Here is a 26,050-nt window from a genome sequence, read left to right as displayed (position 1 = left end):
CCCTCCTAAGGTCTGAAAGGGGGACCAGTTTTAGGTGTCGCTACCGGACCAGTTTTACATGTCGCCTGACAGTCATAGGCTTCGAACACGCTGACCGCTCTTGAAGCGAACGGTAGCAGGCCGTCCCGTCCGTCTTTTTTAAGACCGCGATCGAATACGTCAAACCATTCCGGGGTGAGTAAGCTGTTAGACGTCAATCCATTTTCTGCTCGCCAACGAACCAGATAGACGTACGCTCGAAGCGTCTGTTGTAATGACAGGACCGCCGCGTTCCAGCCCAAGGGTTTTGGTTTTAGGGAGTAATAAATTAGCAGTTTCGCGGTTATCAAGTCTGCTTCGAAATCGGCATGGAGAAGTGACTTTGCATTGGGCCATGGCGTAATCGCTTTGTCGAAATCAAACGACATTACCTCGCCATGAAGTCTGACAGTCCAACAGTTCTCCAAGAGAGAGCCGCTCTCAAGCCAAACCGGTTTGAAAAGCTTTCCAATCATCTCGTCATGAAGCGACCGTTGTGGCTCGGTCCGGGGCTTTGGTCTGGTTACCATATGAGCGGCAACCTCATCTGACCCGATTGGAGCTTAACATCGATTTCGCTGCAAACGTTTTTGAACCTGACTCGATGGCCACTTCTCTGTAGGACGCGGCAATACCCCTCGCATATGGCTAGCCATGGCACCCACATGCGCAACAGTCGTTTCGGATTTGTGTGGAGCATCCACTCGAATTGGTCGCGGAGAGCTCTGCGCGCAAGTTCGAGACATCTCATCGCCTTGTCGCTGATCGAAAACGTCTTAGCACCAGACACCAAGTTTGGTTCTTTTTTATCGGCGTCCTCCTGCATGGAAGTTTCATCTTCGGGCCGCCCCGTGGCGAACTCCAACCCGTTTTCGAGCCCGAATAGCGCCCGTTTGGATAGCTCCTCAGGGGCTATATCCAGCACTCTTGCGGCATGCTCGATATCAATAACGCCAACTGCCTCCCAAGCATTCAGAAAGTCCCTGATTCGAGCGTTCAGATACGCTCGCACCGCCTTCTCGCTTAGATATTCGAACGTTGTTCCAGCAGTCGAATGACCCATCATTGCCTGTTGGATGACCCAGTCAATCTCACCACGCTCGCCGCGGGTATTTGCAACACTTGTACGAAGAATCTGTCGTGTCAGGGCAAGCATGCCAATCAACGGATTATCGGCGTTTCTCGCCAGGAAATCCTGCCAACGCTCCATACCGACCGAGGCAAGACTGGTCTTAACTTTTGTTTCCCAAGCCACCCGCCAAACCCAGAGCCTGTCGCGCGTAGGACCGGATTCGCTTCTCATAGAAGCCGTGAGTTCCTTGTAGATGTCTATAACTCTGATTCCGGACGGTCGGTCAGGATGATCTTTCGTCGGCAGAACGAGTTCGGTCTCTTCTATCGTGGACGCGATCTTGCCTTGAATATTTCTGCTGTTTTGGGTCGCGCCCCGGTTCTTAACAAGTCGCAGGCTCCGAATTGTTATTTTTCCCTTCTTCGTCTTTCCCTTGAAGCAATCAAAGGGTATGTCCTCGACCGGCTGACTGTTCGCACCAACGTCGATAAGAATGATGTGAAACGCCGCGTTCAGTGATTTCGTTGTTGCCTCAAAGTAGGGTTGCGCGTCGGCGTGGCTGACCATGGACCGCGCAAAACAAAAGAGATTCTCGTTTAGGGGCGCACCATTGGACGCCCTGTGTCTCAGGATTTTTAAAGCTAGAACCCAACCTTGCTGGCGCGTCAGGCCCAGCACCGCACATCCCACCCCTTTTCGCAACCGTTCGCGGGTAACGGATATCAAGGCTTCTTCGACGTCGGAAATTTCAGGAACGGTAGGGTCCGACATTAGCGCCTTTCCCAGTTTGAACTTTTCGTAATTATCCTTGAGGTCCGCCCACAGACACTTCCTGACCTCCTCCAACATATCGACGTTCATAGTTAGAAACGCCTGTGAACTGCCCCCACTTTCGACCGGACACTCAGCATAAGCAGGAAGGCTCAAGCACAGGCTTGAGGATAGGCTTATGTCTAACGAGTTTCGACAGGTTGACCTGATGATCGGTGACGTCCGGCGGCGGCGCTGGACAACGGAACGCAAACTGCAGATCATCGAGGAGAGCTATGCCCCAGGGGAGACGGTTTCCTCTGCGGCTCGGCGGCATGGAGTTGCGCCAAACCTTCTCTATCGCTGGCGTCGGCTCTTGAGCGAGGGAGGTGCGGTGGCAGTGGACTCCGACGAGCCGGTAATCGGCAATTCTGAGGTGAGGAAGCTGGATGATCGAGTGCGCGAGCTTGAGCGCATTCTCGGACGCAAGACGCTGGAGAACGAGATTCTTCGCGAAGCCCTTTCCAAAGCCCAGTCAAAAAAACCGATATCGCGGCCGATATTGTTGCCGAAGGGCGGTTCCCGATGAAGGCGGTGGCGGAGGCCTTACACGTGTCGCGTTCTAATCTCTCCGAACGTCTGAAGGGCAAGTCCAAGCCTCGCGGACCCTACCTCAAAGCGGACGATGCCGAGCTGCTGCCTGCCATTCGCAAGCTGGTGGATGCCAGGCCAACTTATGGCTATCGGCGGATCGCTGCCCTTCTCAACAGGCAGCGGCGGGCCGCCGATCAGCCGGTCGTCAACCGCAAGCGGGTCCACCGCATCATGGCCAACCACGCCATGATCCTTGAGAAGCACACCGCCGTGCGCAAGGGCCGCGTCCACGACGGCAAGGTCATGGTGATGCGGTCGAACCTTCGTTGGTGCTCCGATGGCCTGGAGTTCACCTGCTGGAATGGCGAGGTGGTCCGCCTTGCTTTCATCATCGACGCGTTTGATCGAGAGATCATCTCGTGGGCGGCCGTCGCCAATGCCGGGATCTCCGGTTCTGACGTCCGCGATATGATGTTGGAAGCAGTCGAGAAACGCTTCGGTGGCACGCGTGCCCCACATGCCATCGAACATCTGTCCGATAACGGCAGCGCCTACACAGCAAAGGAAACCAGGCTGTTTGCTCAGGCCCTCAATCTGGTCCCTTGCTTCACGCCGGTCGCCAGCCCTCAATCAAACGGTATGTCGGAGGCTTTCGTCAAAACCCTGAAACGCGACTACATACGCATCTCACCCATTCCCGACGCCGACACAGCGCTCCGGAACATCGATGGATGGATCGAGGATTACAACGAAATCCATCCGCATTCAGCGCTGAAAATGGCATCCCCAAGGGAATTCATCAAAGCATTGTCTCAATAGCTGACTTGTCCGGCGAAATGGGGGGCACTCCAGCCTGATAAGCGTCACTTGCGCTGAGGCCCTCGATACTGAAGCGGGCATTCTCGAAGGCCAAGGTTGCCAAGCATTTCGAGGAGTCATGGTTTCTTCCCTCAAGACGCCCTTCCAGTGGCACGTCAGGAATCATTCCGCCCTGGTGAAGCCATTTGAACCCCGCATTCACGGCTTCAAGCATCTTGTTACGGCTGGTGGGGTTCTCGGACTCTATAAAGCTGTTGTCGCCAAGAGTGAGGATTGCTCGGCTAAGGTTTACCGTTACAGCGTGCCACTTTTCCTCATCCAGTTGCGAACCAGGTTTGTCTCGAAGCGATTTGAGTACGTAGCCCTCCGGGGAACGGGGCTTGGTGGTTCCATTGTAGGCAATCAATTGGAATGCAGTGCGAGCAGATTGGAAATACTTCATCGCCGTGGTTCCGCGTATCAATCCCGCGGCCTTAGACCAGGCATCGCGAAAATGGCAGCAGAACGCATCCCCAAAATATGGTCGGAGGGTGGTGAGATAGTACGCGTGCCTGTGACCCGCGATTGTGAACTTGAATTCCTCCGGAGCGGTTCGAGGCTCATCGATTTCCACTACATTCCTTTCCTATTGAATTCTTCATTTGTGCCGACAAACGCCGAGCGACCATTCTTCACATCGGGACGCGAGGTCTTGAATTCCTGAGCCCCTCCCCCCCGATCTGGGGACAAAATAAAGACTCCGAACTACCGAATACAAAATCAAAGTCTTCAATATAAATTATTGACTCCACGAAAAACTTAGCCTATGTGTCTATCACTCCTTTAATTAAAGACGCCAAATTCGTCGCCTTGCGCCATGTTATTGATTCGCGATTGCGGGTTATATTATCAGTATCGCCATATAGAAAGAGAAATTTTGCATCGCCGTGAACTTATTCACGTTTTGAATATGATCTGCAGGCCCAAAACTTCGTTCGTACCTTTTGATGGAAGCACGGCCATTGCCGATGAGCCCGCGGCGGCCAAGGGGTGGTAAGGCGTTGCGTGTCTATCTCGGTATGCGAGCAACGTCTCTCGGCCTCTAGCCGATCGTTTGGGCCACAAGGATTTTTCGCTGCCACTGAGCAACCGGTCGTGAAACGAGCCCGGGACCGTGAACATCTGCGCGATTTGGTTAAGCGCTTGAATGAAATCGCTGATGCCCTCGCATACGCAAGGCCGGGCGAGAGATCGTAGCGCGTTGATGTTCCATAGCTGACGCTACAGCGGCCCAAGGAGAACTCGAGCTACAACTCATAGCAGGTGAACGGTTTGCTCTTGAAAGGAGATCAATATCCTTTTGTCAGAAGGACCGTTTTTCCCTTGAAACCAGGGTCTCAGACAAAAGGATAAGACAACGAATGTGACAGAGAGATTCCTTCCTTGGGAAGGTCAGCGGGCGCAAGATTGACGGTCACGCGCTTGGCCGGCAGCGCCAGACCTGAAGCATGAAGGGCGGCCTGCACCCGCTCGCGGCTTTCGGCGACGGCCTTGTCCGGCAGGCCGACGATCTGCATGCCGACCTTGCCCGGCGCGACCATCACCTGCACATCGACAGGCAGGCCCTCGATACCCTGAAATGCGACCGTGCTGACGCGCGCGACCATGCTTGCCCCTCGCCCAGGCAGCCCAGTTATCGGGCGCCACAACCGCCCAGGGTTGCAGGCAGAAGCCTTGCACGGATCGCGCACAAAAACAAGAACAATAACGGAACATTTGAGGAGGCGCGGGTGTGTATCCGGGACGCTTCGGCAAACGGCCGCGGGCGTAGGCCCGCGGCAAGCGCCATCGACCCGAGATGGATCCTAGGCCGAGATCTTGATCAGGCGCGCTTGCGCTCGATCGCATCCCAGAGCAGGCTCGCGACATCGGCGCCGCCGAACTTCTTCACTTCGCGGATGCCGGTCGGCGACGTCACGTTGATCTCGGTCATGTAGTCGCCGATAACGTCGATGCCGACGAAGAGGAAGCCGCGCTCCTTCAGCGCAGGCGCGATGCGGGCGCAGATTTCCTTCTCACGCGCCGTCAGTTCGGTCGGCTCAGGCCGGCCGCCAGCATGCATGTTGGAGCGGGCGTCGTGGTCTGCCGGAACGCGGTTGATGGCGCCGACCGGCTCGCCGTCGACGAGCAGGATGCGCTTGTCGCCCTTGCGCACCGCCGGCAGGTATTCCTGGGCGATGAAGGGCTCGCGGAACATCTGGCCGAACATTTCGAGCAGAGAGGACATGTTGCGGTCGTCGCGGGTCGAGTGGAACACGCCGGCGCCGCCGTTGCCGTAGAGCGGCTTCAGGATGATGTCGCCCATTTCCTGGCGGAAGCTGGAGATCTCAGCGGGGTCGCGGGTGATCAGCGTCTTCGGCATCAGGTCGGCGAATTCGGTGACGAAGATCTTCTCCGGCGAATTGCGCACCCAGGCGGGATCATTGACGACCAGCGTCTTCGGATGCAGGCGTTCCAAAAGGTGCGTCGAGGTAATGTAGGCCATGTCGAAGGGCGGGTCCTGGCGCAGCAGGATGACGTCCATGGTCGAAAGATCCACGCGCTCGGCTTCGCCAAGCGTGAAGTGGTCGCCCTTGACGTCGCGCAGCGTCATCGGCTGCACGCTCGCATAGACCTTGCCGTCGCGCAGCGACAGCTTTTCCGGCGTATAGTGGAAGAGGCGATAGCCGCGCGACTGTGCCTCGAGGCTCATGGCGAAGGTGGAGTCACCCGCAATGTTGATGCCCGACACATGGTCCATCTGGACCCCGACATTGACGATTTTCGCCATCTACCCATTCCCTCATGGATCACGCTTAGCGTGATCGATTTCAAACCGCCGGAGCGAATGAGGACGGGAAAACCGCTGCCCTCTGCCGCACTGGCAAAGCCCTCGACATGTAGAATGCGGGCGGGCCTTAGGCAAGGAGAGGCGAGCCTATTCGAAGCCTTCGATCACGCAGGTGATGAGATCGTGATCCGAAAGCGGCCGGCCGGTTTCGTCAAGCGAAGGAATGATCGTGGTCTCGCCGATCTTCAGCCCGCGCGACAGGAACCAGTCGAGCTTCATCGCCCGCTCTGGCCAGCGGGTGATCAGGCTCGGCCGCGTGGTCATCACGTCGAGCGGCCCACCATGGCGGGTAAAGCCTCTGATGGCGCTCATGGCAAACAGCCCTTCGGCCTCGAAATCGCCGCCGGCATGGTTGCCGGTATTGAGATCGCCACCGATCATCACCGGCAGGCCGGGGAAAGTCTCGTCGAGTGCATCGATCAATTCCTTGACCTGGCGCTCTCGGTAGACGGCAGTCGTCGCACTCTCGAGATGGGTGGAGACGGCGACGAAGGGTCCGGCTTCCGTCTCGATGACGGCGCCGATCGCACAGCGCTCGCCAAGGCGCGGCTGCTCGCCATCGGTGAACCAGAGGCGTCCGCCCCATAGGCGCAACATGAAGGGCCGGGAGAACGGCACCGCAGCCATCAGCGCATTGCCATGGAACCCCTTGGCGTTGAATTCGTCCTCACAGAACTCACGCTCCGTATCGGAGCCGAGACCCATCTCGATGAACTCGATGCCATACGCATAGTGCATGCCGAGTGTTTCGGCGACTTCGGCGGTCGGGTGACGCTGGCCGGTGCGGGCCATGCCGTTGTCCATTTCTGAAAGAAGGACGACCGGCGCGTTCGTCGCGGCGAGATGGGCGGCGCTTTCGGCCGGAAACAGGCAGCGCTCCAGGTTCCAGGCAGCAACGGTGAACGGGAAGGCGAGCGGCGTATCGGAGGCCGGTGTGCCGCCGACCTCCACGCTGTTCATCTCCGGCCGTGCGGCCATGGCTGCGTCATGGGCGGCAATGGTGCGCACGATCTCGGCAAAGCTGGCGCGCGTTTCAAGCGAAGGAACGGCAAGCTGCTCGACGGTCTTGGAGATCACGATGCGGTCTCCAGGCGTGGCGCTGCAACCGGCGCTTCATTGGCAAACGACGTGCCGCGCTCCAGCCGCTTGCCGGTCTCGGTCGAGAAGAAGTGCAGACGGTCGACGGCGATCGTCACTGCAAGATCACCCGAAAGTGGCGTCTCCGGAGACAGCGCGATGGTGAGCGCCTGGCTCTCGATGGTGCCGTGCACGAGCCGCTGCGCGCCCAGTTCCTCGACATAGTCGACCTGGAACAGCATGGCGTCCTCGCCGACGCCGGCGAGCTTGAGATCTTCGGCGCGAAGCCCAACCGTGACCGGGCCTTCGACCGGCGCACGGTCGCCAAGCGCGATCCTGTAGAGACCGATCTGCAGGTTGCCGCCTTCGATCACACCCTTGATCAGGTTCATCGCCGGCGAGCCGATGAAGCTGGCGACGAAGGTTGAGGCCGGGCGGTGATAGACGTCGAGCGGACGGCCGATCTGTTCGATGCGACCGCCATTCAGCACCACCAGACGGTCTGCAAGGGTCATCGCCTCGAGCTGGTCGTGGGTGACGTAGAGCGAGGTCGTGCCGAGGCGCTTCTGCAGGCGTTTGATCTCGCCGCGCATGGAGACGCGCAGCTTGGCGTCGAGATTGGAGAGCGGCTCGTCGAAGAGGAAGGCCGCCGGCTTGCGCACGATGGCGCGGCCCATGGCGACGCGCTGGCGCTGGCCGCCCGAGAGCGCACGGGGCTTGCGGGTAAGATAGGGCTCGATCTCCAGCATGCGAGCGGCTTCTGCGACGCGGGCGTCGATCTCGGCCTTCGGCGTCTTGCGGTTCTTCAGGCCGTAAGCGAGGTTTTCGTAGACGGTCATGTGCGGATAGAGCGCGTAGTTCTGGAAGACCATGGCGATGTCGCGCTCGGCCGGATCGACCTCGTTGATCACGCGTGAGCCGATCGTCACCGTGCCCTTCGAAATCGTCTCCAGCCCCGCGACCATGCGCAGAAGCGTGGACTTGCCGCAGCCGGACGGGCCGACCAGCACGATGAATTCGCCGTCCTCGATATCGATCGAGACGGATTTCACCGCCTCGACATTGCCGTGATAGATCTTCGAGACCTCGGCGATGGTAATGGCCGCCATGGCTGCCTCCGTAAGATTGATGTCGTTTCAGGAGCGGGCGGGACTTTTGTCCCGCCACGACCCCGTTTACTTGTCGCTTTCCGTCAGGCCCTTGATGAACCAGCGCTGGAAGATCACGACGATCATGACCGGCGGCAGCATGGCGAGAATCGCCAGCGCAAAGGCCTCGTTATAGTCGGGGATGTTCGAGCCGACCCAGACGAGCAGGATCTGCTTGATGCCGCGCACCAGGGTGAAGAAGCCTTCGTCGGTGGTCATCAGGGTGGGCCAGAGATACTGGTTCCAACCGTAGACGAACATGATGATGAAGATCGCCGCCATCATCGTGCGCGAGAGCGGCACCAGTACGTCGATGAAGAACTTGAAGGGGCCGGCGCCGTCGATGCGCGCGGCCTCCAGCAACTCGTCCGGCACCGACTTGAAGAACTGCCGGAAGTAGAAGGTGCCCGTCGCCGAGGCGAGAAGCGGCACGATCAGGCCGGTATAGGTGTTGGTCAGCTTCAGCGTGTTCATCACTTCATAGGAAGGAAGGATGCGCACTTCGAGTGGCAGAAGCAGGGTGGTGAAGATCACCCAGAAGAAGAAGGTCGCGAGCGGAAAGCGGAAATAGACGAGCGCATAGGCCGCCAGCATCGACAGCACGATCTTGCCGACGGCGAAACCCAGGCCGAGGATCATCGAGTTCAGCATCATGTTGAAGCCGGTGATCTTGCCGGTGAAGCCGCCCTCGCGCGTCAGTACCGTCTGGTAGGTCTCGACGAAATGGCCGCCCCAGCTGAGGCTGAGACCGTTGCGGTGAATGTCGGCCGCCTCGTGCGTCGAGGTCATGAAGGCGACGACGACGGGCGCCACCATGATGAAGACGCCGAAGAGCAGGATGATGTGGTCGAAAATCTTGGTGCGATACATCGGCCCCACCTCAGTTGTAATGCACGCGCCGCTCGATGAAGCGGAACTGGAAGATGGTGAGCACGAAGACGATCAGCATCAGGATCACTGACTGGGCCGAGGAGCCGCCGAGATCGTTGCCGCGGAAACCGTCCATGTAGACCTTGTAGACAAGGGTGATCGGGTTGTTGGCAGCCTTGTCCTTCACCATCACGTCGATGACGCCGAAAGTGTCGAACAGCGCATAGGTGACGTTGATGATCAGAAGGAAGAAGGCGGTCGGCGCGAGCAGCGGCAGGATCACCGTCCAGAAACGGCGGAAGCCCGAGCGGCAGTCGATCGCCGCAGCTTCCCGCACCGAGACCGGAATGCCCTGGAGCCCTGAGAGGAAGAAGATGAAATTGTAGGGGATCTGTTTCCAGACCGAGACGACCACCATGGAAAAGGCGGTGTCGAAGTAGTTCAGACCAACCTTGATGTCCCAGCCGAACCAGCGCGCAAGCTCGACGATCGGGCCGATATGCTGGTCGAAGAACATCATGCCGATGAGGCCTGCGACCGGCGGGGCAATGGCATAGACCCAGATCAGCAGCGTCTTATAGGCGGCGTTGCCGCGGATGACGCCATCGGCCTTGACGGCGAGCAGCAGCCCGATCGACAGCGCAAAGAAGGTGACCAACGCCGTGAAAACGGCGGTGAAACGGACAATGCCGAGATATTCGCCTGATTTCAGCACGTCGGTATAATTGGTCATCCCGACGAAGGTCGAGCCGAAACCGAAGGGGTCTTCAAGATAGAACGACGACTGGAGCGCCTGAACCGACGGCCAGTAGAAGAAGATGAAGATGATCGCGAGCTGCGGCGCGAGGAAGAGGTATGGCAGGAACGGCGAGGAGAACTGCACGCGCTTTGCAGCGCTTTCGCCTCCGCTATTCGACTGGCCACCGAAAATCCGGAAGGCGCCGAAGCGACGCCCCCCGGTCTTTGTTCCGGTCCCTCCCCGCGCTGCGGGGAGGAGATCTGTCGCGGTCGACATCGAGATCAGCCGGCCGTCTTGGCGAAACGGGCGAGCAGCTCGTTGCCTTCCTTCTCGATGGTGTCGAACGCGTCCTTGACGGTCGTTTCGCCCGAGAAGATGCGGCCGTATTCGCGTTCCATGATTTCGCGGATCTGCGGGTAGAAGCCGAGGCGGTAGCCCTTCGACCAGTCGCCGGCCGGCAGCATCAGCTGCTTGATGCCGACTTCGGCAACCGGCTTCTCCTTGTAGTAGCCATCCTTCTGGGCAAGCTCGTAGGCTGCCTTGGTGATGGCCACATAGCCGGTGGCCTTGTGGTAGAAGTACTGGATCTCAGGCGAGGTCAGGAACTGGAAGAAGTCGGCAACGCACTTGTTTTCTTCATCCGTCTTGCCGGACATGGCAAAGAGTGCCGCGCCGCCGATGAAGGAGTTGGTGCCGGCGCCCTTGATCGAGCCCCAATAGGGCAGGAAGGTTGCCGAGAACGGCATCTGCGCCGTCTTCTGCAGGCCGCCGAACGAACCCGACGAACCGATCCAGAACGCAGCCTTGCCTTCTTCGAAGACCTTCTGGTTGTCGTTCCAGCCGGCGCCGTAGAAGGCGAAGTAGCCTTCATCCTTCCAGGCCTTCAGCTTGTCGAACATCATGACGAGGTTCGGGTCGGTGACCTTCAGCTCAGTGTCGACGACGGCGTCGTAGCCGTTGTTGTTGGTGGCGAACTGGATGTTGTTGCGGGAGAAGAAGTTCTCCGTGAACTGCCAGGTGAGCTGCGACTGGACGAGCGGGATGTAACCGGCTTCCTTCAGCTTCGGGGCGACGGCCTCGAACTCTTCCCAGGTCTTCGGCGCTTCGACGCCGGCCTTCTTCAGGGCCTCGTCGTTGATGTACATGATCGGCGCGGAGGAATTGAACGGCATGCCGACGAACTTGCCTTCGCTGTCGGCGTAGAAGTAGCGCACGCCATCGATGAAGGCGTTGCGGTCGAAGTTGTGACCAGCCTTGATGATCAGGTCTTCGGCCGGGATGACCGCGCCCTTGGCGTTGATGATCGTGGCGGCACCGGCGTCGAAGACCTGCAGGATGTTCGGCTGTTCACCCGAGCGGAAAGCGGCGATACCGGAAGCGAGCGCTTCCTCGTAGGTGCCCTTGGAAACCGGGGTCAGCGCGCAGGCGCTCTGGGCTTCATTGAACTTCTTGGAAACTTCATTGATGACTTCGCCGTTGCGGCCGGCCATGCCGTGCCACCAGGTAATGTTGGTCGCGGCAAGCGACGAGGTCGCGGAAAATGCAAGGGTAAGGGCTGCGAGCGTAAACTTCTTGAACATGACTAATCCTCTCCACCGGGTTGCGGATGGCAGTGGACTAGTGACCTTCAATGACAGGCCCGTAACGCTTTTATGTCGGAACGATTACAAATTCGAGAATATGTTCCAATGAGGGGCACCCGCGGAACAACGCAATCATTTCCCTTCATTATGCGCCGATTCAGAACGCATCCGGCAGGTGCCGCGGCCAGCCCCAAGGGGTCACGGTGACGATGTCGTAGCGCACGGAAAGCCTGTTGAAATCAGGCTGTTTCGCCAGCCAAAGATCGCTCGCGGCACGGATACGCCTCTGCGCTGTCGCCGTCACGGCGAAGACGTCGTCTTCGGCCGAGCGACGGGCCTTGACCTCGACGCAGGCGATGAGATCGCCGCGCCGGGCAATGATGTCAATTTCGCCAAGCTTGGTGCGATGGCGCATCGCGACGATGCGGTAGCCCTTGAGCAAGAGACAGAGTGCGGCGCGATACTCGGCTAGGTATCCCCGCCTGAGTGCCTTCAGCTTCCGCCGATCACCCGCCTCAGTCGCCATTGCGTTCCTTCAACTGCAGCAGCCGGTCATAGAGTTCCTTGCGCGGCAGGCCCGTCTGGCGGGCGGCTTCGGTTGCCGCCTTGCCGGTCGGCATGTCGGCGACCAGGCTTTGCAGCAGCGCGTCGACGTCGGCCGCTTCCGGTTCGGGCGCGGCATCGGGAGGGCCGATGACGAGCACGATCTCGCCCTTGACCGGCCCCGCCTGTTCATAATGAGCAGCAAGCTCGCCGAGCGTGCCGCGGCGAAATTCCTCGAAGGTCTTGGTCAATTCGCGGCAGACGGACGCCCGCCTGCCTTCCCCCAAAACGTCGGCCGCCGCCGCAACCGTCGCAGCGATCCGGTGCGGCGATTCGAAGAACAGGATCGTTGCCGGCACGGCGGCGAGTTCCCTGAGGCGATCGCGTTTGGCCTTGTCCTTGGTCGGCAGGAAACCGGCAAAGAGGAAAGCATCGTTCGGCAGGCCGGACCCGACGAGGGCTGCAAGCGGCGCCGAGGCGCCGGGAATCGGCACGACGCGATGTCCGGCCTCGATCGCAAGCTGCCCCAGGCGGTAGCCGGGGTCAGAGACCAGTGGCGTGCCGGCATCAGAGACGAGTGCCACCGAACGCCCTTCGGCGAGCGCTGCCAGCAGCCGCGGACCGGCCTCGTCGGCATTGTGCTCGTGGTAGGCGTAGGGCCGATTGGTGATGCCGTATCGATCAAGCAGAACACGGGTGACCCGCGTGTCCTCACAGGCAAGCACATCGGCGCCGGCCAATGTTTCCAGCGCGCGCAGCGTGATATCGCCGAGATTCCCGATCGGGGTTGCCACCAGATAGAGCGCGGCATCAAGGGGGCGGGCCGGAACGCTCACATTGTGCAGCCGGTAGCTGCGCTCCCTCTGTCCGCCCGCCGGTTCCGCTGTCTTTTGCTTTTCCACCTGTAACGTCCTGATCGTGCTTACCGATGTGTCTGTCCGGTCTTTATGAGTGAGCCACCATCGCAGAGCAAGGGCAAGACGACGGGCCTACGTGCCGCATCTGGGGACAGAAGCCCTCAAACCCCTTGCTTTCCGGGCGCTCTTTCTGCCATTTTGCCGGTCCACATCTATCCGGTCGGTCGGCCGGGGCACTCGCAGTTGACGCTCAGGCGGACGTTTCGCCCGCCGGGCAATGGTTGAAAGCGGCATCCCATGCGCATTACTCTCGAGCGATCCAACCTCCTGAAATCGCTGAACCACGTGCACCGCGTGGTGGAGCGGCGAAACACGATCCCGATCCTCTCGAACGTGCTCCTGCGTTCCGACGGCGCCAGCCTCGAAATGAAGGCGACCGACCTCGACCTCGAAATCACCGAGGCGACCCCGGCCCAGGTGGAGCAGGCGGGCGCGACCACCGTGCCAGCGCACCTGCTCTACGACATCGTGCGCAAGCTGCCCGACGGTTCGGAAGTGCTGCTCGCCACCAACGCCGAGGGCACGGCGATGACCGTCGCCTCGGGCCGTTCCAAGTTCTCGCTGCAGTGCCTGCCGCAATCCGACTTCCCGGATCTGACCGCCGGCAGCTTCTCGCATTCGTTCCGCCTCAAGGCGACCGACCTCAAGATGTTGATCGATCGCACCCAGTTTGCGATCTCGACCGAGGAAACCCGCTACTATCTCAACGGCATCTTCGTACACACGGTCGAAAGCAAGGGTGAGCTGAAACTGCGCGCCGTCGCAACCGACGGCCATCGCCTGGCGCGCGCCGACGTCGAGGCGCCATCCGGCTCCGAAGGCATGCCGGGCATCATCATCCCGCGCAAGACCGTCAGCGAATTGCAGAAGCTGCTCGACAACCCGGAACTCGTCGTCACCGTCGAAGTCTCGGACGCCAAGATCCGCTTGACGATCGGCTCGATCGTCATGACCTCGAAGCTGATCGACGGCACTTTCCCCGACTACCAGCGCGTCATCCCAGCCAACAACGACAAGGAACTGCGCGTCGATTGCCAGTCCTTCGCCCAGGCGGTCGATCGCGTATCGACGATCTCGTCGGAGCGCGGCCGCGCCGTCAAGTTGGCGCTGAACGAAGGCCAGATGACGCTGACGGTCAACAATCCCGATTCCGGCAGTGCTACGGAAGAACTGCCCGTCGGCTACGACCACGATCCGCTCGAAATCGGCTTCAACGCCAAGTACCTGCTCGACATTACTTCGCAGCTGACCGGCACCGATGCGATCTTCATGCTGGCAGACCCGGGCTCGCCGACGCTCGTCCGTGATCTGGCCGCTGAAGATGCGCTCTATGTGCTCATGCCGATGCGCGTGTAGCCGGGCCTGACGCGGCGCGAAATGCCAACCCGTCACGCCCGCGCGTGACGGGTTTTTTGTTGGCCGCGGCATCTGCGGACTGTTGATAAGCGAACGCTTTCAGGCGCAGACAGACTTGTTTTTGCCGCAGATGGGGACACATTATGATCACCGCCGCCGCGGCCGGCCCGAATCACCGGGCGAGGAATTTTGAGCGGACGGCCTGTGCGAGGAGAGGACAGCGGTTTTGAGGGGTTCAATGAATTTGCGCGTGAAGGTGAAGGAACGGCTCGGACGGAAGTTCGACGAAGAGATTCGCTTTTTCAAGGGATGGATGAGCAATGCCAAGGCCGTCGGCGCGATCCTGCCGACCTCCTCCGTCACAGCGCGCCGAATGGCGAGCGTCATCAATCCGGCCTCAGGCCTTCCGGTTCTTGAGCTCGGCCCCGGCACCGGCGTCATCACCAAGGCGATCCTGGAACGTGGCCTTGAGCCGTCCAATCTCGTGTCGATCGAGTATTCGACCGATTTCTACAATCAGCTCAAGACCAACTTCAACGGCGTCAACTTCATCAACGGCGACGCCTTCGATCTGGAACACACGCTCGGCGAACTCAACGGCCAGACCTTCGACAGCGTCGTCTCTGCCGTGCCGCTTCTGAACTTCCCGATGCATCGCCGCGTCGAACTGATCGACGATCTGCTGTCGCGCGTTCCGGTCGGCCGGCCGGTCGTGCAGATTTCCTATGGGCCTTTGTCGCCCGTCGTTGCCATGCCGGACCGCTACAGCATCCAGCATCTCGACTTCGTCGTGCGCAACATTCCGCCGGCGCAGCTCTGGGTCTATCGCCGGGCGCACTGACGGGATGTTCGGCGTCTACGTCACCCATCCGCAGGTCCAGATCGATCCGGACGTGCCCGTCCCGCAATGGGGACTTTCCACTGTTGGCCGCGAACGCGCGGTCATCACCGCCCGATTGCCCTGGGTGCGTTCGCTCGGACGGATCGTTTCGAGCGACGAAACCAAGGCGATCGAGACGGCACAACTTTTGGCCGATGCGGCCGGCGTGACGATCGAGGTCCACCACGACATGGGCGAGAACGATCGCTCGGCCACCGGCTTCCTGCCGCCGCCGGAATTCGAGAAGGCGGCCGACTGGTTCTTCGCCAATCCCACCGAAAGCTTCGAGGGCTGGGAGCGCGCGATCGATGCCCAGAGCCGCATCTCGAACGCGGTCTTTCGGATCCTCGGCGATCACGATCCGAAAATCCCGATTGCCTTCGTCGGCCATGGCGGCGTCGGCACACTTCTGAAATGCCGCCTTACCGGCGCGCCAATCTCGCGCGCAGCCGACCAGAAGGGTGGTGGCGGCGGCAATGTCTTCGCTTTCCGCCTTGCGGATCGGACTGTTGCATGCGACTGGACCCCGATGGAACACTGGCAGGGGATTTAGACGATGACCGAAACCGCGCGCGACAGACTGATCGTAGGCCTCGACCTTCCGACGATTGCGGATGCCGAGAAGATCGTGTCGACGCTCGGCAACGATGTCTCCTTCTACAAGATCGGCTACCAGTTGGTCTTTGCCGGCGGCCTGGAATTCGCGCGCGACCTGGCCAAAAGCGGCAAGAACGTCTTCCTCGACATGAAGCTGCTCGACATCGACAACACGGTGGCCAAGGGCGTCGAGAACATCGCCAAGATGGGCATGTCGATGCTGACCCTGCACGCCTATCCGAAGGCGATGAAGGCGGCTGTCGAGGCTGCGAAAGGCTCCGACCTCTGCCTGCTCGGCGTCACCGTGCTCACCTCGATGGACGAGCAGGACGTGATCGATGCCGGCTATGAATACGATCCGCACACGCTGGTGCTGCGCCGGGCCGAACAGGCGCGCGCCGCCGGCATGGGCGGCATCGTCTGCTCAGCGGAAGAATCGGCGGCAGTGCGCAAGATCATCGGGCCGGACATGGCACTCGTCACCCCGGGCATTCGCCCGGCCGGCGCGGACAAGGGCGACCAGAAGCGGGTGATGACGCCCTCCGAGGCGCTCAAGGCCGGATCCAGCCATCTCGTCGTCGCGCGCCCAATCGTCGCAGCCGCCGAGCCGCTTGCGGCTGCCCGCGCCATCCTTGCCGAAATGAACGGTGCGCTCGCGCGCTGATGCCGGGCGACACCCGTCGGACCAACGCGCCCGGTCGATCCGCTTGACCTTGGCCCAAATTTGCCGGAAGTAACACTCCCGTCAGCCTTTCGTGCTGCAAGACGAGGAGCTCAATATGGCCAAGGGATACTGGATCGCACGGGTCGATGTCCGCGACCCCGAGCGCTACAAGGACTATGTAGCGGCCGCAAAGCCCGCCTTCGAGAAATACGGCGCCAATTTTCTGGCACGCGGCGGGCTGCATCATCGGTTGGAGGGTGGCGTTCGCGCCCGCAACGTCGTCATCGAATTTCCATCGCTGCAGGCGGCGATCGACTGTTATAACTCTCCCGAGTACCAGATTGCCGCCGCGATCCGCCAGGAAGTCGCCGACGCCGAGATGGTGGTCGTCGAAGGCGTCTGATCCCACCGCCCCCAACCTTCAGCAGGCTCTGCACGCAGGCGTCGATTGGCCTTCACCTCTCGCGGCTGTTGGGCTATGTAGCAATCAATTCTTTCCGATCCGATCAGGAGTGCACATCCCATGACCTTGTCCAACCTTCCGCCGCTGGTGACGATTTTCGGCGGATCCGGGTTCGTCGGCCGTCATGTGGTGCGCGCGCTCGCCAAACGCGGCTATCGCATCCGCGTCGCCGTTCGCCGGCCGGACCTTGCCGGTCATCTCCAGCCGCTCGGCAATGTCGGCCAGATCTCCTTCGTTCAGGCGAACCTGCGCTACCGTAAATCGGTCGACCGCGCCGTTGAAGGCTCCGATCACGTCATCAACTGCGTCGGCGTGCTGTTCGAGAGCGGCCGCAACACCTTCGATGCGGTCCAGGATTTCGGCGCCCGTGCCGTGGCTGAAGCGGCCCGCGGCGTCGGCGCGACGCTGACCCATATCTCCGCCATCGGCGCCGACGCCTCCTCTGCATCGAACTACGCCCGCAGCAAGGGCCGCGCCGAGGCCGCTATCCTTGAGACCAAGCCTGACGCGATCATCCTGCGTCCATCGGTCGTCTTCGGTCCAGAGGACGGCTTCTTCAACAAGTTCGCCAACATGGCCCGCTTCTCGCCGGTCCTGCCGCTGATCGGCGGCGGCGAGACGAAATTCCAGCCCGTCTACGTGACCGACGTCGCCGAAGCCGTGGCCCGCGCCGTCGACGGCACGATCGCCAAGGGCAAGATCTACGAACTCGGCGGCCCTGACGTCTTGAGCTTCCGCGACTGTCTCGAGATCATGCTCAACACGATCGACCGCAAGCGCACGCTCGTCTCGCTGCCCTTCGGCGTCGCGTCTCTGATCGGCAGCGTTTCGTCGCTGATCCCCTTCGTCACGCCGCCGCTTACCGCCGACCAGGTGGTGTTGCTGAAATCCGACAATGTCGTCTCCACAAAGGCCGTATCGGAAGGCCGCACACTTTCCGGCATCGGCATCGACCCGACGATGCTGGAATCGATCCTGCCGACCTATCTGGTGCGCTACCGCCCGCAGGGCCAGTACACCCGTAGCGGCCGCGCCGCCTGATCGGCAGCAGCCCAACGATTTTTTTGAACGGCCGCCGGAACCACCGGCGGCCGTTTTCTGTTGTATTGCGGTAACAGCGTTGCAGTTCTGCCGCAGTCGGAAAAGCGATTGGCATTTACCGCAAATTCAACATGTCCTGATATTGATCATGTCATATCCACCAACTAAACACCGCCTCGCGCCCCCGATCCCAAGGCATGACGGCGGGCGGCGGCATCAATCTCGAAAGGCATAGCGTCCATGGGCAAGTCGATCGCAATCTTTTTTGCGTGTGCGGCACTGATCATTCTGGCTGGCTCGTTCATGGCGCCGAACACGGTCGCCAGCAGCGGCAAGGATTGCGCACCGGCCTATGGCGTCGATCCGTGCACCACGGCATCGATCGACCTTTCCGGCCACTAAGGGCCGGCGCCTCGACGAGGCATCAAAAGTTATTGGCGGGGGCCAGTAGCCGCGTGCGTTTCACCATGAGACGCACGCGGCTTTGTTTTTAGGGCCTGACAACAGGTCAAAGAAAAAGGCGCGTCCGGGACGCGCCTTTTGTCATTCTGAGATCGTCGGTTCTGCTCAGCCAAGCAGCCACAGACCGATCAGGCCGGCGATCCCGACGATGATGCGCCAGATGGCGAAAGGCGTGAAACCGCGCCGCGAGACGAAGTCGAGCAATGAGCGCACGACGAAGATGCCGGCGACGAAGGCCGCAATGAAACCGACTGCAATCAGGGTAAAATCGTCAAAGGAGAGCGCATCGCGGTTCTTGTAGAGGTCCAGCGTAAAGGCGCCGACCATGGTCGGCATCGCCAGGAAGAACGAGAATTCGGCGGCCGAACGCTTGTCGGTGCCCATCAGCAGGGCGCCGGCGATCGTCGCGCCGGAACGGGACGTTCCGGGGATCATAGCCAGGCACTGGAACAGGCCGATCTTCAGCGCCAGCGACGGCGGGTAGTCCATCACGTCGGTATAGCGCGGCTTCAGCGGCAGATGGTCTATCGCATAAAGGATGACGCCGCCGACGATCAGTACGACGCAGATCAGGACAGGCGTCTCGAACAGCACCGTCTTGATGAAATCATGGGCAATGGCACCGATGACCGCCGCCGGCAGGAAGGCGAGCAGCACTGACACGACGAAGCGGCGCGCCTTGATGCTTGTCGGCAACGCCAGCGCGATCGACAGAAGCTTCTGGAAATAGACGAGCAGGATCGCCAGAATGGCGCCGAGCTGGATGAGGACGGCGAAGGTGTTGCCCGGCGACTTGAAGCCGAGGAAGTGGCCGGCGAGAAGGACGTGCGCCGTCGATGAGACGGGGATGAACTCCGTCAGGCCCTCGATCAGACCGAGGACAAGCGCACTGATGATCGATTGATCCGCCATATATGAGAATTTCCTGACAAGTTTTGGAGTGGGAGGAAAAGGCTGATTCGCTTGTGTTTGCCACCACAAATTTCTATAGCTCTAACACATGAGCCGTGGCCAGACGCTTGCGCCGCCACGCTGACGCCCCCAAGCCAAAGCCCTGAGAAGCCAGATCATCGATGCCGACACTGTATCACCACCCCATGTCCGCCGCTTCACGCTTCGTTCGCCTGATCCTTTCGGAATACGGCTACCAGACGGAATTGACGGACGAGCAGCCCTGGGAGAACCGGCGCGACTTCCTGGCTTTGAACCCGGCCGGAACGCTACCGGTCTATGTTGACGACAGTATGAGGGCGCTCTGTGGGGCGACGATCATCTCGGAATATCTCGACGAGACGAACGGCATCATGAAGCGGGATCGCCGCCTTCTGGCCGAGGATCCGTTCCAGCGCGCGGAAATCCGCCGGCTGGTCGAATGGTTCCTGCAGAAGATGGAAGCCGATGTGACGCGGCCGCTGGTGCGCGAGCGGATCTTCAAGCTGCAGATGACGCCGGACCAGGGCGGCGGCGCACCCGACAGCAAGGTCCTGCGGACCTCGCGCGCCAACATCCGCCAGCATATGAAGTATCTCTCCTGGCTCGCGGGCACGCGCACCTGGCTTGCCGGCGACCGGATTTCCTATGCCGATCTTGCCGCCGCCGCGACGGTGTCCGTGCTCGATTATCTCGGCGAAATCGACTGGTCGGACGCCCCGAGCGCCAAGGAGTGGTACCAGCGGCTGAAGTCCCGCCCCTCCTTCCGGCCGCTGCTTGCCGAGCGCGTGCGCGGCGTCACCCCCGTTCCGCACTATGCGGATCTCGACTTCTGAGGCGAATACCGTGCCCGGCATCGATGCCAAGGCAGACAGTGAGGAACGGCGCCGGCTGAAGCTGACGGCGTTCCTGAAGGCAGAGGCGGCAGACAAGGGCTTCGATCTCTGTCGCATCACCCGGCCGGATGCCATTCCGCAAGCACCGGCCCGGCTTCGAGACTTTCTCGACGAGAGCTTTCACGGCACGATGGACTGGCTCGAAGAGACAGCCGAGCGCCGTTCCGATCCGCGCACGCTCTGGAGCGAGGTGCGCTCCGTCGTCATGTTCGCGATGAACTACGGCCCGGAACACGATCCGCGTGGCATTCTTGAGCGGACCGATCGCGGTGCGATCTCGGTCTATGCCCAGAACCGCGACTACCACGACATCATCAAGGGCAAGCTCAAGGAAGTCGCGACCCGCTTTGCCGCGCGCGCTGGCGAGGACGTCAAGGTCTTCGTCGATACCGCCCCGGTGATGGAAAAGCCGCTGGCGGAGCAGTCCGGCCTCGGCTGGCAGGGCAAGCACACCAATCTGGTCAGCCGCGAATTCGGCTCCTGGCTTTTTCTCGGCAGCCTGTTCACGACGGCGGACCTCGCCTTCGACGAAGCCGAGCGCGACCATTGCGGCTCCTGCCGCGCCTGCCTCGATGCCTGTCCGACAGACGCTTTCCCGGCGCCCTACCGGATCGACGCGCGACGTTGCATCTCTTACCTCACGATCGAGCACAAGGGGCCGATCGATCCCGAATTCCGGCCGCTGATCGGCAACCGCATCTATGGCTGCGACGACTGTCTTGCCGCCTGCCCCTGGAACAAGTTCGCGCAGGCAGCCTCGGAAATGAAGCTCAGAGCACGCGACGATCTGAAGGCGCCGTCGCTCGAAACCCTGCTTGACCTCGATGATCCGAGCTTTCGCAGCCTGTTCTCAGGCTCACCGGTCAAGCGCATCGGTCGCGACCGGTTCGTGCGGAACGTGCTGATCGCCGCCGGCAATTCAGGCAGCCAGGCGCTGGTGCCCGCAGTCAAGGCCCGCGTCAACGACACCTCAGCCGTGGTGCGGGCGATGGCGGTGTGGGCGCTGTCACGATTGGTCGCGCCTGCGGCGCTTGCGGAATTTGCCGAACAATGCGAGCCAGAGACGGACGAAGACGTCCTCAACGAATGGCAGATCGCGGGAGTGAGCCGATGCATGTCCTGATCCTTGGCGCCGGTTACTCCGGTACGGCAATCGCAAAAGCGATGGCCCCAACGGCCACAAGCGCTATCGGCACCACCCGGAGCGAGGAGAAGGCGGCAAAACTCGAAAGGGCCGGCCTCCGCCCGGTGCTCTTCGACGGCGAGACGATCTCCGACGACCTAGCCGCCGCCCTCGGCAAGGCAACTCATCTGATCCAGTCGATCGCGCCCGGTCGCGATGGCGATCCCATGTTCCGCACCACGAGCCCGGACCTCACGCAGATCGCACCGAACCTCGAATGGATCGGTTATCTCTCAACGGTCGGCGTCTATGGCGACCATGGCGGCGAATGGGTCACCGAGGACATGCTGCGCAAGCCGGTCTCGGCCCGCTCTGTCGAGCGCGTGGAAGCGGAGGACGCCTGGATCGCCTTCGGCAAGAAGCAGGATATTCCGGTCGCGGTGCTCAGGCTCTCCGGCATCTACGGCCCCGGACGCAACGCCTTCTGCAATCTCGAAAACGGCACGGCACGGCGGCTGGTCAAGCCCGGCCAGGTGTTCAATCGAATCCGCGTCGAGGATATCGGCGCCGCAGCGCTGTTCCTCGCCAACAATGGCACCAGCGGCGTCTTCAACATCACCGACAACGAGCCGGCGCCGCCGCAGGACGTGGTCGCGGAAGCCGCCCGGCTGATGGGCGTCGAGCCGCCGCCGGAAACGCCCTTCGAGCAAGCCGAACTGTCACCGATGGCCCGCACTTTCTATGGAGAAAACAAGCGGGTTTCGAATGCCCGCATGCGTGCAACCGGTTTTGAATTTGCCTTTCCGGATTATCGCGTCTCGCTTGCACAGCTTTGGCAGTCGGGCGCGTGGCGCGGACAGTGAAATGCAATACGGCACCCGCCAGATAGCATAACCCGTAATGCTTATAGAACGTCGATAGTCAGTCCGTCAGTAATGGCCAGGGCTGGGCCACCGCAATTGTGACATTCTTTGGATAATCGTTCGATACTTGGTTAATTTCATACAACCTGCGCGCTAGTAACGAATTTTCGACCATCCGGATTCCGGAAAATTGGTCCAATTCGAAATTTTTAATGAAATTTTTCGATTACGGGCGGGTTCGGCTCGCGTGCGGAGGCTGGCGAACGCTCAACCCCTGATTCCAAAGAACTCCTGTCTGCGTTTAAACTATTTCAAACAATCTTCGTTTTTGAAATTTCGTCATTTTTTAATAAATCCTAATAGAGCGTAAATGGTTGAAGCACGTTTTTGCCATTTTTCGCCCCAATTAGCGGTTCTCAGAAGTTTTTAACCAAGTGTTTTGACCGAGGGGATCGCCAGTTTGACGCCAGCGAAGATCACGACTGCTGCCGCTGCAGCGCTATTCACGGCCACTATCGGTCTCGTCTCCGTTTCCGATAGCCATGCAGCCGGCGCCGGCTGCGGCGGCGCATCCTGGTATGCGCTGAGCTCCAAGACCGCCTCCGGCGAGCGCATGAATGCCGCTCACCTGACGGCCGCCCATCGCAGCCTGAAATTCGGCACCAAGGTGCAGGTCACCAACAAGCGCAACGGCAAGAGCGTTATCGTTCGCATCAACGATCGTGGCCCGTTTATCCGCGGTCGCGTCATGGATCTTTCCAAGGCTGCAGCATCGCAGATCGGCATGGTCCGCTCCGGCACTGCCAGCGTCTGCTATCGCGTCGTCAATTCCTGATCTTGAAATACTGCTACCCGGCCTGCGGGCGGGTGGATCTACTTCGCTAAAGGCCGTTCCCGGCGGTTAATCTTCTCCGCCGTCTTGCTCTTCGATGCCATCGCCGTTACCACGGCGAAAAAGGAGTTGATCGAAGATGCGTTTGGGCGGCAGGCTCGCTGGAGCCATTGAGGTTCTTGAGGATATCGAAAAGCGGAAGCGCCCGGTCGCCGACGCGCTCAAGGATTGGGGCCTTGGCCACCGTTTCGCCGGATCCGGCGATCGCTCGGCGATCGGCAACATCGTCTACGACGCCCTTCGCATGAAGCTCTCCCACGCCTACCTGATGGATAGCGACAGCGCCTCGGCCCTCGGCCACGCGGTGATGTACCGCCAGTGGGGCTTTTCGCCCGAGGCGCTGGCCGCCGAGCTCGATGGCGACAAGTTCGCGCCGGAGGCACCGGCCGAACAGCTTCAAGCCTTCAGGTCGCGCCGGATCGAGGACGCCCCGGCCCATGTGCAGGGCGACATCCCCGAATGGGTCCAGGCCTCCTTTGAAGAGAACTTTTCCGACGACTGGCTGGAAGAAGCCAAGGCGCTCGCCGGCCGGCCGACGCTGGACCTGCGCGCAAACACGCTGAAGGCGTCGCGCGCCAAGGTCCTGAAGGCACTGGAGCGTAGCGGTGCCGAGGCCGCAACGATCGCCCGTAATGGTATCCGCATTCCCGCCGGCGAAGGCGCCTCGCGCCTGCCGAACGTCACGGCCGAGCTTTCCTTCCAGAAGGGCTGGTTCGAGGTTCAGGACGAGGGCTCGCAGATCGTCGCCGATCTCGCCTATCCGCAGGAAGGCGAACAGGTGCTCGACTATTGCGCCGGCGGCGGCGGCAAGACGCTCGCCATGTCGGCGGCGATGAACAACAAGGGCCAGGTGCACGCCTACGACACCGACCGCAAGCGGCTAGCCCCGATCATCGAGCGGCTGAAGCGCGCCGGCACCCGCAATGTCCAGGTGCATGAATCCACCGACAGCCTCGCGCCGCTTGCCGGCCGTTTCGACCGCGTGCTGGTCGATGCGCCCTGCACCGGCACCGGTACCTGGCGCCGTCGCCCGGACACCAAGTGGCGGCTGAACCAGAAGAACCTCGAAGAGCGCATCTCCCAGCAGGAAGAAGCGCTGGCAAGCGCTGCCCAGTTCGTCCGTCCCGGCGGCCATCTGATCTACGTCACCTGCTCGGTACTGCCTGAGGAAAACGAGGCGCAGGTCTACGGCTTCTGCGAAGACAATCCGGAATTCGAGATCCTGTCGGCCGCCGATATCTGGGCGACGCTGTTCGGCACCGACAAGCCGCAGCCCTGGTCGGCGGACATGAAGACGGTGACGCTGACACCCGCTTCCACCGGCACGGACGGCTTCTTCTTCTGCCTGATGCAACGCAAGGGTTAACGCCGTTTGACGATCGGCAAAAGACGCGCATCAGATTGAAAGCGTTCTAAACTATACACTTTGACACAAGTTTGCTTTTGGTTCATGAGAAGCGAGCTCGGCGGGGCCTTTTCTGATGGCTCGACGGCTGAACGACGCCATGTTTTGCGGCTCGTTCGACGGCGCCGGGGGACGCAACAGGAGAGGGTCATGACCAAGAAATTTTTCCGGGGCGCCGCGCTGGCGCTGATGACGGCGACCTCGGCGATGGCCCTGCAGCCGGCCCATGCCGCAACCGATGCCGCCGCCGTGGTGAAGCACTACACCGCCGTCGCCCACGCCAAGTTCGAAGACGCGCTGACGACCGCAGAAGCGCTCGACAAGGCCGTTGACGCGCTGATCGCGACGCCGAGCGAAGAAACGCTGAAGGCCGCGCGCGACGCCTGGAAGAAGGCCCGCAACCCCTACCAGGAAACCGAAGTCTACCGCTTCGGCAATGCGATCGTTGACGAGTGGGAAGGCAAGGTAAACGCCTGGCCGCTCGACGAGGGCCTGATCGACTATGTCGACCCGAGCTATGGCACCGAGAGCGACGAGAACGCGCTGTTCACCGCCAATGTCATCGCCAACAAGACGATCAAGATCGACGGCAAGGACGTCGACGCCTCCAACATCACGCCGGAATTCCTGGCGGGCACGCTGCAGGAAGCCGGCGGCATCGAAGCGAACGTCGCGACCGGCTACCACGCGATCGAGTTCCTGCTCTGGGGCCAGGACCTGAACGGGACCAAGGCCGGCGCCGGCAACCGCCCCTACACCGACTACGACACCAAGGCCTGCACCGGCGGAAATTGCGACCGCCGCGCCGCCTACCTGAAGGCTGCGACCGAGCTGCTCGTTTCCGACCTCAAGGAGATGGTTGCCAACTGGACGCCGGATGGTGCCGCCACCAAGGCGGTCGAGGCCGATCCGAAGGCTGGTCTCGTCGCCATCCTCACCGGCATGGGCTCGCTCTCCTATGGCGAACTGGCGGGCGAGCGCATGAAGCTCGGCCTGCTACTGCACGATCCGGAAGAAGAGCATGACTGCTTCTCCGACAACACGCACAACTCGCACCTGCACGATGCGATCGGCATCCAGTCGGCCTATACCGGCGAATATACCCGCGTCGACGGCACGAAGATGACCGGCCCGTCGCTGTCCGAACTCGTCGCCGCCAAGGATGCAGCGCTCGACAAGGAAATGGCCGGCAACCTTTCGACCACGGTCGAGAAGATGCAGGCGATGGCCAAGCGCGCGGAAACGACCGAGGCCTACGACCAGATGATCGGCGAAGGCAATGCCGAGGGCAACGCCACCGTTCAGGCGGCGATCGACGGCCTGATCGCCCAAGCAAAGACCGTACAGCGCGTCATTGCGTCGCTGGATCTCGGCACTGTCGAGCTTGAAGGTTCCGACAGCCTGGATAATCCTAACGCCGTCTTCCAATAAGCTGAAAAGGCGGGCCGCATCGACAAAGACGCGGCCCGATCCTCCTGA

The 26,050-nt window shown here is 61.0% G+C and carries 26 protein-coding genes and 1 pseudogene; 14 read left to right on the top strand and 13 right to left on the bottom strand.

The features are described from left to right. Positions 1-5: 5 nt before the first annotated feature. Entirely contained in the window at positions 6-407 is a 402-nt protein-coding gene (locus FA04_RS35255) for a hypothetical protein (RefSeq protein WP_156553016.1), read from the bottom strand. A gap of 134 nt (positions 408-541) precedes the next feature. Continuing rightward, positions 542-1,951 (bottom strand): hypothetical protein, encoded by a 1,410-nt coding sequence (locus FA04_RS19525; protein ID WP_034805380.1) that lies wholly within the window; start codon positions 1,949-1,951, stop codon positions 542-544. A gap of 88 nt (positions 1,952-2,039) precedes the next feature. Between FA04_RS19525 and FA04_RS19515 the strand changes: the two genes are divergently transcribed. Next, positions 2,040-3,253, top strand: a protein-coding gene (locus tag FA04_RS19515) for an IS3 family transposase (RefSeq protein ID WP_156553014.1) whose coding sequence is annotated in 2 segments (ribosomal slippage) — positions 2,040-2,376 and positions 2,376-3,253 — 1,215 coding nt in all. Because the reading frame shifts where the segments join, the coding sequence is not laid out codon by codon here. On the opposite strand, the gene FA04_RS19510 is transcribed toward FA04_RS19515, so the two are convergent. From FA04_RS19510 to rsmI, 10 genes and pseudogenes are all read right to left on the bottom strand, one after another. Beyond that, positions 3,234-3,866 (bottom strand): hypothetical protein, encoded by a 633-nt coding sequence (locus tag FA04_RS19510; RefSeq protein WP_034804446.1) that lies wholly within the window; start codon positions 3,864-3,866, stop codon positions 3,234-3,236. The two genes, FA04_RS19515 and FA04_RS19510, sit on opposite strands and share 20 nt — an antisense overlap. 802 nt (positions 3,867-4,668) lie before the next feature. Further along, a pseudogene (locus FA04_RS19505) lies at positions 4,669-4,899 on the bottom strand (magnesium chelatase domain-containing protein); the annotation flags it as partial. Between the two features lie 215 nt (positions 4,900-5,114). Beyond that, positions 5,115-6,062 (bottom strand): glutathione synthase, encoded by a 948-nt coding sequence (gene gshB, locus FA04_RS19500; RefSeq protein WP_034804450.1) that lies wholly within the window; start codon positions 6,060-6,062, stop codon positions 5,115-5,117. Positions 6,063-6,209: 147 nt separating this feature from the next. Then, on the bottom strand, positions 6,210-7,199 hold the full coding sequence (locus FA04_RS19495) for an exonuclease/endonuclease/phosphatase family protein (RefSeq protein WP_034804453.1): 990 nt from the start codon (positions 7,197-7,199) through the stop codon (positions 6,210-6,212). After that, on the bottom strand, positions 7,196-8,308 hold the full coding sequence (locus FA04_RS19490; protein ID WP_034804456.1) for a sn-glycerol-3-phosphate import ATP-binding protein UgpC: 1,113 nt from the start codon (positions 8,306-8,308) through the stop codon (positions 7,196-7,198). The genes FA04_RS19495 and FA04_RS19490 overlap by 4 nt, the downstream gene beginning before the upstream one ends. Before the next feature lie 66 nt (positions 8,309-8,374). After that, positions 8,375-9,217: a sn-glycerol-3-phosphate ABC transporter permease UgpE gene (gene ugpE / locus FA04_RS19485; RefSeq protein ID WP_034804459.1), complete on the bottom strand. Its 843-nt coding sequence runs from the start codon at positions 9,215-9,217 to the stop codon at positions 8,375-8,377. A gap of 10 nt (positions 9,218-9,227) precedes the next feature. Then, complete coding sequence (locus FA04_RS19480) at positions 9,228-10,232, bottom strand: ABC transporter permease subunit (RefSeq protein ID WP_234798720.1); 1,005 nt, start codon at positions 10,230-10,232, stop codon at positions 9,228-9,230. A gap of 5 nt (positions 10,233-10,237) precedes the next feature. Continuing rightward, positions 10,238-11,536 carry an extracellular solute-binding protein gene (locus tag FA04_RS19475; protein WP_029742937.1) on the bottom strand — a complete coding sequence of 433 codons (1,299 nt, stop codon included), beginning with the start codon at positions 11,534-11,536 and terminating at the stop codon, positions 10,238-10,240. A gap of 160 nt (positions 11,537-11,696) precedes the next feature. Next, positions 11,697-12,065, bottom strand: coding sequence for a YraN family protein (locus FA04_RS19470; RefSeq protein ID WP_034804462.1), 369 nt, complete (start codon positions 12,063-12,065; stop codon positions 11,697-11,699). Then, positions 12,055-12,984: a 16S rRNA (cytidine(1402)-2'-O)-methyltransferase gene (rsmI, locus tag FA04_RS19465; RefSeq protein ID WP_034804465.1), complete on the bottom strand. Its 930-nt coding sequence runs from the start codon at positions 12,982-12,984 to the stop codon at positions 12,055-12,057. The genes FA04_RS19470 and rsmI overlap by 11 nt, the downstream gene beginning before the upstream one ends. Before the next feature lie 252 nt (positions 12,985-13,236). Between rsmI and dnaN the strand changes: the two genes are divergently transcribed. The 7 genes from dnaN to FA04_RS35250 all read left to right on the top strand — a co-directional run bounded on the left by dnaN (position 13,237) and on the right by FA04_RS35250 (position 18,402). Then, the gene (gene dnaN, locus FA04_RS19460) at positions 13,237-14,355 is read left to right on the top strand and encodes a DNA polymerase III subunit beta (RefSeq protein ID WP_034804468.1); all 1,119 of its coding nucleotides are present in this window, start codon (positions 13,237-13,239) and stop codon (positions 14,353-14,355) included. A gap of 238 nt (positions 14,356-14,593) precedes the next feature. After that, complete coding sequence (gene pmtA / locus FA04_RS19455; protein WP_082572892.1) at positions 14,594-15,196, top strand: phospholipid N-methyltransferase PmtA; 603 nt, start codon at positions 14,594-14,596, stop codon at positions 15,194-15,196. 4 nt (positions 15,197-15,200) lie between these two features. Continuing rightward, on the top strand, positions 15,201-15,788 hold the full coding sequence (locus FA04_RS19450; RefSeq protein WP_034804471.1) for a histidine phosphatase family protein: 588 nt from the start codon (positions 15,201-15,203) through the stop codon (positions 15,786-15,788). Positions 15,789-15,791: 3 nt separating this feature from the next. After that, entirely contained in the window at positions 15,792-16,496 is a 705-nt protein-coding gene (gene pyrF / locus FA04_RS19445; RefSeq protein WP_034804475.1) for an orotidine-5'-phosphate decarboxylase, read from the top strand. A gap of 115 nt (positions 16,497-16,611) precedes the next feature. Further along, positions 16,612-16,899, top strand: coding sequence for a DUF1330 domain-containing protein (locus tag FA04_RS19440; RefSeq protein ID WP_034804478.1), 288 nt, complete (start codon positions 16,612-16,614; stop codon positions 16,897-16,899). 120 nt (positions 16,900-17,019) lie between these two features. Further along, complete coding sequence (locus FA04_RS19435; RefSeq protein WP_034804481.1) at positions 17,020-18,000, top strand: complex I NDUFA9 subunit family protein; 981 nt, start codon at positions 17,020-17,022, stop codon at positions 17,998-18,000. A 240-nt stretch (positions 18,001-18,240) separates the two neighbouring features. Then, entirely contained in the window at positions 18,241-18,402 is a 162-nt protein-coding gene (locus FA04_RS35250; RefSeq protein ID WP_034804494.1) for a hypothetical protein, read from the top strand. A gap of 165 nt (positions 18,403-18,567) precedes the next feature. Here the strand turns inward: FA04_RS35250 and FA04_RS19430 are convergent, their stop codons facing one another. Beyond that, entirely contained in the window at positions 18,568-19,374 is an 807-nt protein-coding gene (locus FA04_RS19430) for an undecaprenyl-diphosphate phosphatase (protein WP_034804497.1), read from the bottom strand. Between the two features lie 161 nt (positions 19,375-19,535). On the opposite strand from FA04_RS19430, the gene FA04_RS19425 reads away from it, so the two are divergent. The 6 genes from FA04_RS19425 (at position 19,536) to FA04_RS19400 (ending at position 26,002) form a co-directional block, all read left to right on the top strand. Then, complete coding sequence (locus FA04_RS19425) at positions 19,536-20,228, top strand: glutathione S-transferase family protein (protein ID WP_034804500.1); 693 nt, start codon at positions 19,536-19,538, stop codon at positions 20,226-20,228. Continuing rightward, a complete protein-coding gene (gene queG, locus FA04_RS19420) occupies positions 20,209-21,411 on the top strand; it encodes a tRNA epoxyqueuosine(34) reductase QueG (RefSeq protein WP_051659674.1) in 1,203 nt (400 codons plus the stop codon). Before FA04_RS19425 ends, queG begins: the two co-directional genes overlap by 20 nt. After that, a complete protein-coding gene (locus FA04_RS19415) occupies positions 21,399-22,274 on the top strand; it encodes an SDR family oxidoreductase (protein ID WP_034804505.1) in 876 nt (291 codons plus the stop codon). The genes queG and FA04_RS19415 overlap by 13 nt, the downstream gene beginning before the upstream one ends. Before the next feature lie 460 nt (positions 22,275-22,734). Continuing rightward, positions 22,735-23,109, top strand: coding sequence for a septal ring lytic transglycosylase RlpA family protein (locus tag FA04_RS19410; RefSeq protein WP_034805152.1), 375 nt, complete (start codon positions 22,735-22,737; stop codon positions 23,107-23,109). Between the two features lie 136 nt (positions 23,110-23,245). Next, the gene (locus FA04_RS19405; protein ID WP_034804507.1) at positions 23,246-24,532 is read left to right on the top strand and encodes an RsmB/NOP family class I SAM-dependent RNA methyltransferase; all 1,287 of its coding nucleotides are present in this window, start codon (positions 23,246-23,248) and stop codon (positions 24,530-24,532) included. A gap of 189 nt (positions 24,533-24,721) precedes the next feature. Beyond that, positions 24,722-26,002, top strand: a complete 1,281-nt coding sequence (locus FA04_RS19400; RefSeq protein ID WP_029742958.1) for an imelysin family protein — start codon at positions 24,722-24,724, stop codon at positions 26,000-26,002. Positions 26,003-26,050 lie beyond the last annotated feature (48 nt).

Source organism: Ensifer adhaerens (assembly GCF_000697965.2).
In the GTDB taxonomy this organism is placed as follows: Bacteria; Pseudomonadota; Alphaproteobacteria; order Rhizobiales; family Rhizobiaceae; genus Ensifer; species Ensifer adhaerens.
This window is presented reverse-complemented; position numbering and strand designations above follow the sequence as displayed.